Genomic DNA, 13,549 nt, shown 5'->3' on the forward strand with positions numbered 1-13,549 from the left:
CCTCCCGCTGATCTGCTCGTTGGCCGTCTTTAGGCCGTAACGTCAAAGGAGTTGCCATAAACAGTAGTTCTGGCCTCTGCCGCGGCGCTTGCGATTTCCTGAACGAAATCAGCGTCTTGCTCGTAGTTGCCCGAGCGGCTTTTGTTTTGGCGGAATGTCTGTCCGGAGGACTGCTGGTGACGCTGATCCTGGAACATGCCCGATTGCATATTCTGGCTCTGCGTAACCTCCAGCTTTTCAACCTGCAAGCCTTGACTTTGCAGCGCTTGGCGGAGCTGAGGAAGCTGGCTTTCGAGCATTTGCTTGCCGGCAAGCGTGTCGGCTGCAAACTGCGCGATCAGTTGGCCTTCGTGCATCGTAATTTTCACGTCCACATGACCGAGATTTTTCGGAAACAACGAAAGCTTGGCTTCCGAAATACCTTCTGTTAACGTGATCTTCATGCTTTTCAATACATATTGCGTCATATCCTGCGTAAATTGACTTGCTTGAATCGGCTGCGGCGGAGTTTTCATCATTTCATGTACGGAAACGGTTTTCGGAGCTTCGACAACAACGGTCGCGTTAGGTACAGAAACGGAATCCGCAGTAGCAACCTCAGGAGCAGTCGCTTGAGTGGCGTCAGCCTGAGACGGTTTGTCGGATACGGCTGCAGACGAAATGCCATTGCGGGCAGCAAGCGTCTCCAGTTGAGCTTTGGCGCTCGGTGCAGCAGCGTCTTCAACGACAACGGCTTGTTCCTGATTTGCTGCGGCAGCGTGCTTGGCAGCGGCATGTCGGCCAGCGGCGTGAACATTCGTTCCTTTCGCTTGCTCTTCATGCGGCTTGATCTGTGCAACTGCATCAGTATCGACGTCATCTTCGACCACTTGCTGCTGAGCTCCGGCCGCGTTCAACACTTGCGCGAAGCTGTTAGCAAGCTCAGGAGCGAGCGGCTGAACGGCTTGCTGCAATTGTTGCGAGAGATATTGCAGAACCGGATTGTCGGGCTGTTGCTTCAGCAGCGACGTCAAGGTCAGCAGCGTCTGCTGCGCTTGCAGGACAGGCGAAGCATTCGAAGCAGCATTCGGCGTTACAACGTTCGTAGAAGCCGGATTGGAGCTTGCACCCATCATTGCAGCGAGCAGCTCTTGCGCTTGTGCAAACCATTGCTGCATGGCGGGATCCTGGAGCAGCTTGTCAGCCAGCCCCGGCGTGCTGTTCATCGCTTGCAGCAGCAGCTCGGGCAGCGCCTGATCGTCGCCTTGCGAAGCGTCGGAAGCAGTCGCTTGCTGCATCGGCATGGTCAACGCCTGCAGCATTTGCAGAAGACCTGCAAGCGTCAGCGCAGGATCGGATGCGTCTGTCGTGTCGCTATTGCCGGATTGCATTTGACCCTGAAGCACCTTCGTAAACGCGGGAGCAGTCCCTGCGTCTTGAACGGTAGAGGCAGCGTCGGCCGTATTCGTTTTCCCTGCTTGTGCGCCGCCGGAAGCGGAAGCTGCAGGGGGTGTAACCGGCATTTGTACGTCCATCTTGGTTTCACCTCCTTTCGTGGAGTATGAAGCTTTATTGAGCCAGCTTGGCGGCAATCGCTGCTGCTGTCTCTTTGGAAGCGTCCGCCAACGAAGACATTACCTTGGAACGGGACGCATTGTCCATCGAACTCAGAATGGAAATCGCTTTATCCGGCGAAGCCGCATACATTTCCAGCAATACGCTGGCTGCGCTTTTTGGCGTCATATTGGCGAATGTCTGGCCCAAGTCGGTTTTGCTGACGCCTTGCGTTTTCGCGGTTGCCGTCGCGGCGTTGTTCACAGTCAGCCTTTCCTGCAAGGCGGCGATTTCCTGATCGCGAACCGGCACAACATCCTTCATCATGATCGACGCTTCTGCCGCTATCTTGGGGTCCATTTTCTCCAAAATCGCGCTGCGCGCATCCGACTTCATTTTATTGAATACGAGCACCATCTCTTTGGTAGTAAGATTCTGGATGATCGGCGCCGCTTTGCTCGGCGACATATTGGCATAAATACCGGCCAATTGGGCTACCTGATTGTCGTATTCGGCTTGCGTCTGCGTCTTATCCTTGAGCTTTTCCTCCAGATCGGCCTGTTTGGCTTCCGCGTCTTTCAGCGATTGGTCTTTGCTCGCCACCGTCGCATCCGCTTGCTGTAGAGCCGTCTGCAGCTCCGTCACCTTGGCGTTCAGCCGGGCAATTTCGTCGTCCTTCGCCTTCGCGACCTGATCCGATGAAGTTGGCGTTGCTGTACTGCCGTCAACAGCAGCGGGCTTTTCAACTGGAGCAGGGACAATGCTGCCGACAAGCGGAATGTTATGCAGCGCTCGCTGAACGTTGCTTTTGATATCGTAGTCAAAGATCGAGAGCAGCACGCCCAACAGCACGGCGGTAAAAACGAACGGAATCACGAACCAGATCAGAAAACGCTCCAACGCGCTGTAGGAAGAACCTTCCATGCTTGAATCGGCCATTGCTTCTCCCCCCTTTTATTGCGTAATCGATGTGATCAAGACAATCGTCTGAATCGGTTCGTTGCCATTTCGTCGAGCGATTCCTGCTCTTTTTTGGCGACAAAAGCTCGATGCTGATCAAATGCCTTGTCGCGGGCTTTATTCCAGACTTCTTCATCCCTCATCCGCTCGGAGAGCACCACCTGCTTCACTTCGACGACCTGCTGGGCCATTTGGATATCCTCGTGCTTGCGAACGATTTGCTGATCCAGATGATCCATATAATTTTGCAGAAGCAGCATTTGCGAAATAGTGACAGAGGTTGCCGATACCTGATGGATTTGCTCGTGAAGCTCAGCCTTCCGCTCGAAAAGATCCTGCAAATTCGTCTCTTCGCTGCGAAGCTTGCCAAGCGCCTCGGACAGCACCCATTCGGCTTGCGTCCGTTGATTGTTTTTCAAATCCACAATCTGCTGAAAGGAATACTGGAATTTCATTCAGAGTCCCTCATCCCTTGTAAAATTCTTGAATCAGCCGCTGCTGCGCTTCATCAAAAGTCAGCTTCTCGGAGGTTCGCTGCTTCGTGTAATCCCAAACGGCGCCGATATACTGCAAAGCCAAATCGATATCCGGATTGGATCCCCGTTGATACGCCCCGATATTGATCAGGTCTTCCGAACTTTTATATATAGAGAGGAGCCGTTTGAGTTGATCGGCGGCCTCCATATGTTCAAAGGGAACAATTTCTTTCATGACGCGGCTCACGCTGGCCAATACGTCAATAGCCGGATAATGGCCTTTGTTGGCGAGATTCCGGTTCAACACAATGTGTCCGTCCAGAATGCCGCGAACCGCATCCGCAATCGGCTCGTTCATGTCGTCGCCGTCTACGAGCACGGTGTAAAAAGCTGTGATAGAGCCTTTCGGGCCGGTGCCCGACCGCTCCAGAAGCCGTGGAAGCATGGCAAATACCGAAGGTGTGTAGCCGCGCGTAGCCGGGGGCTCGCCAACGGCCAAACCGACTTCTCTTTGCGCCATTGCAAAACGGGTAACCGAATCCATCATCATCATGACATTCAAACCGCGGTCGCGAAAATACTCGGCGATACTGGTAGCAATCATCGCGCCTTTAATCCGGATCAGCGCCGGCTGGTCCGACGTAGCGACAATCACAACCGATCGGGCCAACCCTTCGGGACCCAAATCACGTTCAATAAAATCAAGCACCTCGCGCCCGCGCTCGCCGATCAGAGCTATGACGTTGACGTCAGCCGAAGTGTTGCGGGCAATCATGCCCATCAGCGTACTTTTCCCTACGCCAGAGCCGGCAAAAATACCGACGCGCTGTCCCTTGCCGATCGTAAGCAATCCATCGATGCAGCGTACGCCGACACTAATCGGATTCAGCACCCGCGGCCGGGTAAGCGGATTGCTGGGCGTATTGTTCGTGGAATACTGCGACATCCGCGATGGCAGGAACGATCCGTCGAGCGGCTGTCCAAGCCCGTCCAGCACCTTGCCTAGCAGCTCGTGGCCCACCTGCACCGTAAGCGGTTTCCCTGTGCCGACAACATCGCAGCCAGGTCCAATCGCATCAAGCTCGCCAAGCGGCATCAAAATGACCTTGTTGCTGCGAAAGCCAACTACCTCCGCCTTGAGCGGCTTGCTCGATTTCAGCGGATAAATATAACACAAATCGCCGATGCTGACATCAGGTCCTTCCGATTCGACAGTCAGCCCGATCACTTGGGTTACCTTGCCGTTAACGCGGATTGGATCGATCTGATGAAGGTGCTCTCTATATTTATCGGCTTTCGGAAGCGGAAAGTTCATCCTTTATGCACCTTCGCTTTGCTGGGCCACTTGCTGCAGGGCCGATTTGATTTCCTTGAGCTGCGTATCAATGCGTGCGTCGATGCTGCCGAATGAGGAGCGAATGACACAGCCCTGATCCTGAACGGAAGCGTCCGGGATGATTTCCAATTCGGCTTGCGAGTCAATGGATGTCAACAGCTCTTCGCGGGCATCCTGAATGTAGGAAAACTGCGACGGCGCCACACACAACGTAATAATACCTTTCTCGCGACGACGCGAAAGCACCTTCCGAATTAGTTCCACAATCCATTCCGGCTCCAGCGTCAGTTGGCGTCCAATGATCTTTTCGGCGATGGAAGTGCTCAGCTCGATCAGAAAAGGCTCGGATTCCTGGATGATTTGCTGCTTGAGCGTATAGGCTTGCTCCAGAATCGAACGCGCTTCCAGCAGCATGTCGCTATACTCCATGCGAAGTGATTCCGCAGCTTCCTGCATGCCTTGCGCGTAGCCTTCCTCGTAGCCCAATTGTCGAGCTTCCTGAATATGCGCTTCGTCTTCACTGCGACGTTCCTGCCACCACTGGGCAATATCGTTTTGCGCAGCTTCACGCAGCTCCGTAACCTCGTGCATCGCCTGCTGGATCTGCTCGTCGGCAAAGGTTTCGGCGTCCTTGAGGATTTGATCCTTCAACGAGTTCGCTTCCTGCAGCTCCACTTGCTGCTCGGGAGAAAGCTGATCCAGCGCATCTTCCGGCTGCAACAGACCGGCTTTCATTAATTGCAGGGGCGTCATCGTTTCAAGCAGCTTCAATTCGTTTAATGGTAAATAGGCAAAAGATTTGATGACGTTAGACAATAATATCATCTCCTCCACCGCGGGCAATAATGATCTCACCGGATTCTTCTAAGCGGCGAATCGTTGCCACGATACGGGTTTGCGCTTCTTCAACATCACGCAGCCGCACCGGACCCATAAATTCCATTTCTTCCTTGAAGGTTTCGGCCATCCGTTTGGACATATTTTTGAAAATCGCTTCGCGTACTTCTTCGCTGGCCACCTTGAGCGCAAGCTGCAAATCCGCATTTTCGATATCGCGAATGATCCGCTGGATCGAACGGTTGTCGATGTTGACGATATCTTCGAAGACGAACATCCGCTTTTTGATTTCTTCGGCGAGTTCAGGATCCTGAATCTCCAAAGAATCGAGAATCGTCCGTTCGGTACCGCGGTCGACGCCATTCAGAATCTGTACGATCGCCGAAATACCGCCGGCATTCGTGTAGTCTTGCGTTACCGTTGCGGAAAGCTTCTGCTCGAGCACGCGCTCAACCTGACTGATGACTTCAGGTGACGTGCTATCCATCAACGCGATCCGCTTGGCGACATCGGCCTGCTTCTCTTGCGGCAAAGCCGAGAGGATGATCGAAGCCTGATCAGACTGCAAATACGAAAGCACGAGCGCAATCGTCTGCGAGTTTTCATTTTGAATAAAGTTTAAAATTTGAGCGGGATCGGCTTTTCGGGCAAAATCAAACGGTCGAACCTGCAACGTTGCGGTCAACCGGTTAATAATGTCGAGAGCCTTCTGCGAGCCAAGCGCTTTTTCCAAAATATCTTTGGCATAAGCGATACCGCCTTGCGAGATAAATTCCTGAGCCAGACATATTTGGTGAAACTCCGAGAGGATCGACTCCTTCTCGATGGAATCTACCTTTCTGACATTGGCAATCTCCAAGGTCAACTGCTCGATTTCTTCCTCCCGCAAATGCTTGAATATTTGAGCGGATACTTCAGGACCTAAACTGATCAAAAGAATGGCTGCCTTTTGACGTCCGGTTAACCCTTGTTGAGCAGCTTTAGCCACACAGGTGCACCTCTATTCGTCTACTAACCAAGTGCGCAGCAGGTTGACAAAATCCTCTGGCCGTTTTTTTGCAAGTGTCTCCAACTGTTTGCGCACCTGATTGTCATTAGATACATTCTCGATATCGATGGTAGGCAATTCTACCTTGGCTGGAGCCGCCAGCTCCTCCTCCAGCTCCTGCGCCGCTTTTCTGCGCCGTCTGAGCACGAGACCTCCGATGACGCCTACCGCCAGAGCTGCCAGAGCCAACGCTCCGTATGTCAAATACTTGGATGTATTCGACGAGGCTACATCCGCTGGTCGCACAAATGAATGGGCAATAACGGTAACCTTTTTGGCAATTTCTTCGTCTGTGTAGGTAGTTTGATTATCAGCAAGCGCCGCTCGAACAATGTTGACGAGGGCGTTCTGAATCGCTGCTTTCGTATCGTCGGTCAGCGAGGTTGGATCGTCCTTGACAGGAGGCTCGATGCCGACGTTAATGCTCAAATCCTTGACGACGAACGGCGTGGATACGATATCGTTCGTAATGCGGTTAACTTCGTAATTAACCGTTTTGCTGTTCTCTTCGGAAGTCGATTTACCTGAGCTGCTGGAGCCCGGATAGCCCGGAACATCGGTCGTGCCGGTTCCCGGAACGCCTCCCGCATCGGTAGCTCCATCATTTTGATACGATTTGGAGGCTTCCTGCAAGGAAATCTCCAGACCTTTCTGATCCACCTGATTCGGAGCGGTCACCAATTGCTCTTTCGTTTTCTTTTGATCGAAGTTCATGGTCGAAAAGACGCTGACGATCACCTTGTCACGACCAAGCATCGTGCCGAGCATGTTCGTAATATTTTTCTGCAGATCGTTGCGGAATTCATTGTTAATGTCGAATTGGCTGCTGACGACGTTGGAAGAAGCCGCTCCGCCACCCAATTTCGAAGAAACAAGGCTTTCGCCATATTGATTGGAGATGGTAATGTTCTCCAGCGGCAGGTTCTTCACACTGTGAGAAACGAGATTGTAAATCGTATCGACCTTCGCTTGATCCAGCGCATATCCGGGCTTGATCTGCAAAACGACGGAAGCCGTCGCCTGCTCCTCCTGCTGCTTGAGGAATGGACCGTCCTCCGGCAAGGAAATCAGCACCTTGGAGCTGCTGATCGCTTGATTGGAGTTAATTAATTGCTGGAGCTCGCCTTGCACAGCGTTGACATATTTCACCTTGAATTCATTGTCGGTGATGCCAAACGAACTGCTGTCGCTGAATGCGCCAAATCCGAGGGAACCGTTCTGATTCAAGCCCTGCGATTCAACCTCCAGCTTGACATTGGCGACTTGATTGGTCGGCACCTGGATGCTCTTGCCGTCGGGACTGAGAATATACGGAATCTTGGCCGTATCCAGATACGATTTGATCGATGCCGCATCGCTCGGCTGCAAATCAGTGAATGCCAATGAATATTCCGTTTTGGATAAGTTAAAGCTAATGATAGCAGCTGTAAGAACTAATAAGACAACTGTGGCTATGAAAGTGATCTTCGTAGTTCTACTGTATCGATTCCAATATTGTTTCACATTGTTCCAATATTGGAGCAGGGTCTCGTTCACCTTGTCACCTCATTAAACCAAAGTTACGCAGCAAAGCGATTACAGCTGCATTCGCATAATGTCTTGATACGCTTCAATGACCTTGTTTCTCACTTGAACCGTTAGCTCCAAGCCGATGGAGGCCTTCTCCGAAGCAATCGTCAGCTGGTGTACGTCGGACAATTCGCCCTTCACGAAGCTTTCGTTAAGTTGATCGACCGTTTGCTGCTGCTGATTCAGATTATTAATGGCATCGCTCAGAAATGCTCCGAATTTTTTGCCTACGGTAGCGGCGCCGTCCCCTGCATTGTCCTTGGGTTGAATCGAGCTCATGATGTTCATCGGGCTGTAACTGATTTTGTCGATCACGAAATATCCCTCCACGCATTATTTAAGTTATTTTCCGATTTCCAGCGCTTTTGTAATCATCGCTTTCGATGCGTTCAAGGCAGTGACGTTGGCTTCATAGGAACGGGTTGCGGAGATCATATCCACCATTTCCTTGAGCACGTCGACGTTCGGCATCATGACGAAGCCGTTTTCATCAGCGTCCGGATGCGTGGGATTATAAACCTGCTTCAGCGGAGCGGAATCGTCGAAAATTTTACTCACGCGCACGCCTTCGCCCGTGCCATCCGCCATAGCAGACTGCAGCGTTTGCGCAAACGTCGGCTGTGCTTTCGTTTCAAACGAGACGAGCTTGCGCGTATACGGCACCCATTTGCCGTTGACAAACTTGGCGCGGGTCGTATCCGCATTGGCGATGTTCGAGGAAATGACATCCATGCGCAGCCGCTGCGCGGTCAGAGCCGAGGAACTGATATCAAAGCCGTTGGTAAGCCTCATGATTATCTACCTCCCAGCACTGTGTGCATTTTTTTGAACTCGCTGTTCATTTGCTGAACGAGTACATTATATTTCAGTTGGTTTTTCGCCATGAGCGACATTTCATAATCGATATCCACGTTGTTCATGTTGTTATTGATCGTCGAGTTTTCATCGGTTTTGATTTCCGGCGTCACAGTATTTGTCGAATTTCCTATAAAAAAGTGACGTGGATCTGTCCGATAACCTTCTATAGAAGGAGTGGACGGATTCATCTCGTTTTGGAGCACTTCTTCAAACATGACATCTGAACGTTTGAAGTACGGAGTATCCACGTTCGCTATGTTGTTGGCAACAACTTTTTGTCGAAGCGCAGAGGCATCCAAAGACCGCTCCATGAGATTGAAACCGGGCTTATTCCATAAAAACATACTTTTTACCCACTTTCCACAGATATGGTTGTTTTCTTATTCCACAACTGAAGGCATTTCTCCTTCTGCGTTCGACATTTTTTTTGACTAAAAAATTTGCAAGATCAGCCAGAATGTTGAAATATGTAACGCCGACTCTTGTTAGTTCCTATCATGAAAGATAATACATGAAGTTACAATAAGAAAAAAGCCCTATCTTTTTTCCAGAGCAGGGCTTCTTTCACGTACCATTTTTTCGGCGTAAATGCTATGGTTACAGCTTGGTTTTCAATTGTTCGATACCCACAATCAACTGGTCGTTCAGAATGCGGATATACGTGCCCTTCATGCCCAGCGAACGCGTTTCAATGACTCCGGCGCTTTCCAGCTTGCGCAGCGCATTGACGATCACGGAACGGGTAATGCCGACGCGATCGGCGATTTTGCTGGCGACCAGTAGCCCTTCCTTGCCTTCCAGCTCCTCAAAAATATGCTCAACCGCTTCCATCTCGCTGAATGACAGCGAACCAATCGCCACTTGAACGACTGCTTTGCTGCGGGCTTCCACCTCGATCTCCTCGGCGCGCTCACGCAAGATTTCCATCGCTACCACGGTCGAGCCATATTCGGCCAACACTAGATCGTCGTCCACGAACGGGCTGTTGCTGCGCGTCAGCACAAGCGTACCCAATCGGTCGCCGCCGCCGATAATCGGGACAATGGTCATATACGTATAGTCGAATACTGGCTTCATTTGCTCCATGAAGTAGTAGTAGGGGCTCTCCTGCTCCAGATTGGAGGTCGTTTCCTCGATCTTGAGCAGCACGGCATTCGACTCAGCGGTGAAGCGGCGGTCTTGCAATATCGCCCGATTGAGCTCGGAAGCAATCAACTCATGATTCAGCGCATAGCCCAGAATCTTGCCTTTGCGGCTGACGACGTAAATGTTGGCACTAACGATGTCGCGCAGCACCTCGGCCATATCCATAAAGCTGACGGCGTTACCTGCCTCCTTCTGGAGCAGGCGGTTCAGCCTTCTCGTTTTGTTTAGTAACGTCATGGGAACTTCCTCCTACACGGCACACGACTTGTTATAAAATATACTGGCTCAGATCGCGGTTCTGCACGATGTCGCTGAGCTTCTCCCGCACATACTCGGGATTGATCACAATCCGCTCCAGCGTAATTTCCGGAGCCTCGAACGACAGATCCTCCAGCAGCTTTTCCAAAATGGTATGCAAGCGCCGCGCGCCGATATTTTCGGTATTCTGGTTTACCTCGACTGCAATTCGGGCAATTTCGTGAATGGCTTCGTCAGCGAACTCCACAGTTATGCCTTCGGTTTGCAGCAGCGCGGTGTATTGCTTGGTGAGCGCATTTTTCGGCTCCTTGAGAATAAGCACGAAATCCTCGTGCGTCAGGCTGCTCAGCTCGACCCGGATCGGAAAGCGGCCCTGCAGCTCGGGGATCAGGTCGGACGGCTTGGAAACGTGAAAAGCGCCGGCGGCGACAAAGAGCACATAATCGGTTTTCACCGGACCGTATTTGGTCACGACCGTAGAGCCTTCGACGATCGGCAAAATATCGCGTTGCACGCCTTCGCGGGAAACGTCGGGACCACCGCTTCGACCGGAGCCGCTGGCAATCTTGTCGATCTCGTCGATGAAAATAATCCCATGCTGCTCGGCGCGTCTGACCGATTCCGCAATCACATCGTCCATATCGATCAACCGCTGCGCTTCTTCCTGCGTCAGCACCTTACGGGCTTCCTTGACGGACAGCTTGCGCTTTTTGGTGCGCTTGGGCATCAGATTGCCGAACATTTCCTGCATGTTCATGCCCATTTGCTCGTTGCCGCCCTGGCCGGCCAGCATGTCAAGCATCGATGGCGATGTATCTTCAACCTCGATTTCCACGATTTCCTTTTCCAATTGTCCCGCAGCAAGCTGCTCGGCAACCTGGGTACGGCGCGCAGCGAGCGACGGATCGGCCTGCTGCTCTTCCTGCTCCTGTTGCTGCTGCTGGCCGCCGAACAGCATCTCCAGCGGGTTGCGCTGCGATTTGGCGCGGGCAGGCTGCGGCACCAAAATATGGACAAGCCGCTCGTTCGCCAGCTTCTCGGCGCGATCCTTGACCTTCTCGGTCCGTTCCGCTTTCACCATGCGAATCGAAGTCTCGACCAGATCGCGAACCATCGACTCCACATCGCGGCCCACGTAACCGACCTCGGTAAATTTCGTCGCTTCGACCTTAACGAATGGCGCTTGAACGAGCTTCGCCAGCCGGCGGGCAATTTCCGTCTTGCCCACGCCTGTAGGCCCGATCATCAAAATGTTTTTCGGCACGATCTCATCGCGCAGCGCCTCGTCGAGCAAGCTGCGGCGGTAGCGGTTGCGCAGCGCAATCGCCACCGATTTTTTCGCTTTCTTTTGCCCGACTATATAACGGTCAAGCTCCTGCACAATTTGCTTTGGCGTTAGAGAGCCGTTGTTCATCGCTAACATCCTCCCTCAGATCAGGTTCAAGCCTTCCGCTGTCATGATGCTATTCTATCTCTTCTACTATAATATTATGATTTGTAAACACACAAATTTCGGCTGCCGTCGTCAATGCGGCATGGGCGATTTCCTTTGCGCTCAGATGCGGAGCGTGACGATGCAGCGCACGTCCGGCGGCCAATGCAAAGCTGCCTCCGGAGCCAATCGCCAAGATGCCGTCGTCAGGCTCGATGATTTCGCCATTGCCTGACAAAAGCAAAAGCCCGCTCGCGTCCATCACGATCATCATCGCCTCCAGCCGGCGCAGCACCCGATCCTGACGCCAATCCTTTGTCATTTCCACGGCTGCCCGCTGCAGATTGCCGTGATGCTCCTCCAGCTTGCCCTCAAACTTCTCGAACAGCGTGATCGCGTCGGCCACCGAACCGGCAAACCCCGCAACGACTTTGCCTCTATACAAACGCCGTACCTTCTTGGCGCTGCCCTTCATAATCATGCTGTTGCCGAACGTGACCTGACCGTCTCCGGCAATCGCGCCTTTGCCGCCGGTGCGAATCGCAAAAATCGTCGTGGCGTGAAACGACATATTCATCGGTTCCATCGAGTTCACCTCTTCATTCATATATGGATGCTTGGGATACGGGACGGATAAATGAGAAACAGCACCAAATCCGCGGTTTGGTTGCTGCTTCGAAAGGTCGTATAAAGGTTCGAAAGGAAGAAATCCAATAGGCCGTGCCGCAAAGCATCCTAATCGTAACACAGCCCAATCAGACCTTACAAGTTTAATTGTGTAGGTTTTGTGAAAAATTCTGAATATTCTCAAGCGCCCGATTGGCGAGCAGCTCGTTTTTTTGTTTTTTGCTGCGAACCCGTTCTCCGAGCGGCGGCAGCAGACCGAAATTGGCATTCATCGGCTGAAAATGCTTGAAATCGGCTGTCGTAATGTAATGCGCCATGCTGCCTAGCGTCGTTTCCGGTGGAGCGACGACACACGACAAGCCTTTGGCGTAGCGACCGGCGTTAATGCCGGCGATCAGACCTGACGCCGCCGATTCGACATAGCCTTCAACACCCGTCATTTGTCCGGCAAAAAACAGGTTCTCGCGACGCTTGAACTGATAGGTCGGCTCCAGCAGCTTGGGCGAGTTGATAAAGGTATTGCGATGCATGACGCCGTAGCGGACGAATTCCGCGTTTTCGAGTCCTGGAATGAGCGAAAGCACGCGCTTCTGCTCGCCCCATTTCAAATGCGTCTGAAACCCGACCAGATTATACAGCGTGCCGGCGGCGTTATCCTGCCGCAGCTGGACGACGGCGTGCGGCAGCTCGCCCGTATGCGGGTTCACCAAGCCAACCGGCTTCATCGGCCCGAACAGCACCGTTTGCTTGCCACGTTTGGCCATCACTTCGATCGGCATGCAGCCTTCGAAATAAATTTCCTTTTCGAACTCTTTCAGCTCGGCGACCTCGGCCGTCGTCAGCGCTTCATAAAACGCATCGAACTCGGCTTCGCTCATCGGACAGTTCAAGTAAGCGGCTTCGCCTTTATCATAACGCGACGCCAGGTACACCTTGCTCATATCGATCGAGTCTTTCTCGACGATTGGAGCAGCGGCATCGTAGAAGTACAAATACTCCTCGCCCATCAGCTCCTTGAGCTCCGCCGAAAGCGACGGCGATGTCAGCGGTCCCGAAGCGACTACGGTAATGCCTTCGGGCAAATTCGGCATCTCCGCGTTGACCACTTCAATCAGCGGATGATTCTTCAACGTCTGCGTCACTTCCTGGGAAAAGCCGTCGCGGTCGACGGCAAGCGCCCCTCCCGCCGGAACGGCATGCTTGTCGGCGCAAGCGAGAATAAGCGAATCCAGCCGCCGCATCTCTTCCTTGAGCACGCCTACAGCGTTGCTCAGCCCGTTGGCGCGCAGCGAGTTGCTGCATACCAGCTCGGCAAATTGATCGGTAATATGCGCCGGCGTTTTGCGGACGGGACGCATTTCGTACAAGGTCACCGGCACGCCTTGTCTGGCAATTTGCCAAGCGGCTTCACTGCCGGCCAGACCTGCGCCGATGACGGTTACATTCGGGACTTGCGGCAAAACGGAACA

General features: G+C 52.7%; 14 protein-coding genes. All 14 read right to left on the reverse strand.

What is annotated here, in order from left to right; translation table 11 throughout:
* Positions 1-29 precede the first annotated feature (29 nt).
* Positions 30-1,514 (reverse strand): flagellar hook-length control protein FliK, encoded by a 1,485-nt coding sequence (locus B5M42_RS03030; RefSeq protein ID WP_134748418.1) that lies wholly within the window; start codon positions 1,512-1,514, stop codon positions 30-32.
* Between the two features lie 34 nt (positions 1,515-1,548).
* Entirely contained in the window at positions 1,549-2,472 is a 924-nt protein-coding gene (locus B5M42_RS03035) for a MotE family protein (RefSeq protein ID WP_134748416.1), read from the reverse strand.
* Positions 2,473-2,507: 35 nt separating this feature from the next.
* Positions 2,508-2,948 (reverse strand): flagellar export protein FliJ, encoded by a 441-nt coding sequence (gene fliJ / locus B5M42_RS03040; RefSeq protein WP_134748414.1) that lies wholly within the window; start codon positions 2,946-2,948, stop codon positions 2,508-2,510.
* 10 nt (positions 2,949-2,958) lie between these two features.
* On the reverse strand, positions 2,959-4,284 hold the full coding sequence (gene fliI, locus B5M42_RS03045; RefSeq protein ID WP_134748412.1) for a flagellar protein export ATPase FliI: 1,326 nt from the start codon (positions 4,282-4,284) through the stop codon (positions 2,959-2,961).
* A 3-nt stretch (positions 4,285-4,287) separates the two neighbouring features.
* Entirely contained in the window at positions 4,288-5,121 is an 834-nt protein-coding gene (locus tag B5M42_RS03050; RefSeq protein WP_134748410.1) for a FliH/SctL family protein, read from the reverse strand.
* Positions 5,114-6,130 (reverse strand): flagellar motor switch protein FliG, encoded by a 1,017-nt coding sequence (fliG, locus tag B5M42_RS03055; protein WP_134748408.1) that lies wholly within the window; start codon positions 6,128-6,130, stop codon positions 5,114-5,116. The genes B5M42_RS03050 and fliG overlap by 8 nt, the downstream gene beginning before the upstream one ends.
* Positions 6,131-6,142: 12 nt before the next feature.
* Complete coding sequence (fliF, locus tag B5M42_RS03060) at positions 6,143-7,726, reverse strand: flagellar basal-body MS-ring/collar protein FliF (protein ID WP_134748406.1); 1,584 nt, start codon at positions 7,724-7,726, stop codon at positions 6,143-6,145.
* A 39-nt stretch (positions 7,727-7,765) separates the two neighbouring features.
* Positions 7,766-8,074, reverse strand: a complete 309-nt coding sequence (fliE, locus tag B5M42_RS03065; RefSeq protein WP_407946101.1) for a flagellar hook-basal body complex protein FliE — start codon at positions 8,072-8,074, stop codon at positions 7,766-7,768.
* A gap of 27 nt (positions 8,075-8,101) precedes the next feature.
* Complete coding sequence (flgC, locus tag B5M42_RS03070; RefSeq protein WP_134748404.1) at positions 8,102-8,551, reverse strand: flagellar basal body rod protein FlgC; 450 nt, start codon at positions 8,549-8,551, stop codon at positions 8,102-8,104.
* A gap of 2 nt (positions 8,552-8,553) precedes the next feature.
* Entirely contained in the window at positions 8,554-8,961 is a 408-nt protein-coding gene (gene flgB / locus B5M42_RS03075; RefSeq protein WP_134748402.1) for a flagellar basal body rod protein FlgB, read from the reverse strand.
* Between the two features lie 253 nt (positions 8,962-9,214).
* The gene (gene codY / locus B5M42_RS03080) at positions 9,215-10,000 is read right to left on the reverse strand and encodes a GTP-sensing pleiotropic transcriptional regulator CodY (protein ID WP_134748400.1); all 786 of its coding nucleotides are present in this window, start codon (positions 9,998-10,000) and stop codon (positions 9,215-9,217) included.
* 31 nt (positions 10,001-10,031) lie between these two features.
* A complete protein-coding gene (hslU, locus tag B5M42_RS03085) occupies positions 10,032-11,435 on the reverse strand; it encodes an ATP-dependent protease ATPase subunit HslU (protein WP_134748398.1) in 1,404 nt (467 codons plus the stop codon).
* Between the two features lie 49 nt (positions 11,436-11,484).
* The gene (gene hslV, locus B5M42_RS03090) at positions 11,485-12,030 is read right to left on the reverse strand and encodes an ATP-dependent protease subunit HslV (protein ID WP_134749062.1); all 546 of its coding nucleotides are present in this window, start codon (positions 12,028-12,030) and stop codon (positions 11,485-11,487) included.
* A gap of 193 nt (positions 12,031-12,223) precedes the next feature.
* Positions 12,224-13,540, reverse strand: coding sequence for an FADH(2)-oxidizing methylenetetrahydrofolate--tRNA-(uracil(54)-C(5))-methyltransferase TrmFO (gene trmFO, locus B5M42_RS03095; protein WP_134748396.1), 1,317 nt, complete (start codon positions 13,538-13,540; stop codon positions 12,224-12,226).
* Positions 13,541-13,549 lie beyond the last annotated feature (9 nt).

Source organism: Paenibacillus athensensis (assembly GCF_004514475.2).
GTDB lineage: Bacteria > Bacillota > Bacilli > Paenibacillales > NBRC-103111 > Paenibacillus_AL > Paenibacillus_AL athensensis.

Bases quoted from the DNA above. Each gene is read 5' to 3' on its own strand.
- B5M42_RS03030 (WP_134748418.1), bottom strand. From the start codon at position 1,514: ATGGACGTACAAATGCCGGTTACACCCCCTGCAGCTTCCGCTTCCGGC.
- B5M42_RS03035 (WP_134748416.1), bottom strand. From the start codon at position 2,472: ATGGCCGATTCAAGCATGGAAGGTTCTTCCTACAGCGCGTTGGAGCGT.
- fliJ (WP_134748414.1), bottom strand. From the start codon at position 2,948: ATGAAATTCCAGTATTCCTTTCAGCAGATTGTGGATTTGAAAAACAAT.
- fliI (WP_134748412.1), bottom strand. From the start codon at position 4,284: ATGAACTTTCCGCTTCCGAAAGCCGATAAATATAGAGAGCACCTTCAT.
- flgC (WP_134748404.1), bottom strand. From the start codon at position 8,551: ATGAGGCTTACCAACGGCTTTGATATCAGTTCCTCGGCTCTGACCGCG.
- flgB (WP_134748402.1), bottom strand. From the start codon at position 8,961: ATGTTTTTATGGAATAAGCCCGGTTTCAATCTCATGGAGCGGTCTTTG.
- codY (WP_134748400.1), bottom strand. From the start codon at position 10,000: ATGACGTTACTAAACAAAACGAGAAGGCTGAACCGCCTGCTCCAGAAG.
- hslU (WP_134748398.1), bottom strand. From the start codon at position 11,435: ATGAACAACGGCTCTCTAACGCCAAAGCAAATTGTGCAGGAGCTTGAC.
- hslV (WP_134749062.1), bottom strand. From the start codon at position 12,030: ATGAATATGTCGTTTCACGCCACGACGATTTTTGCGATTCGCACCGGC.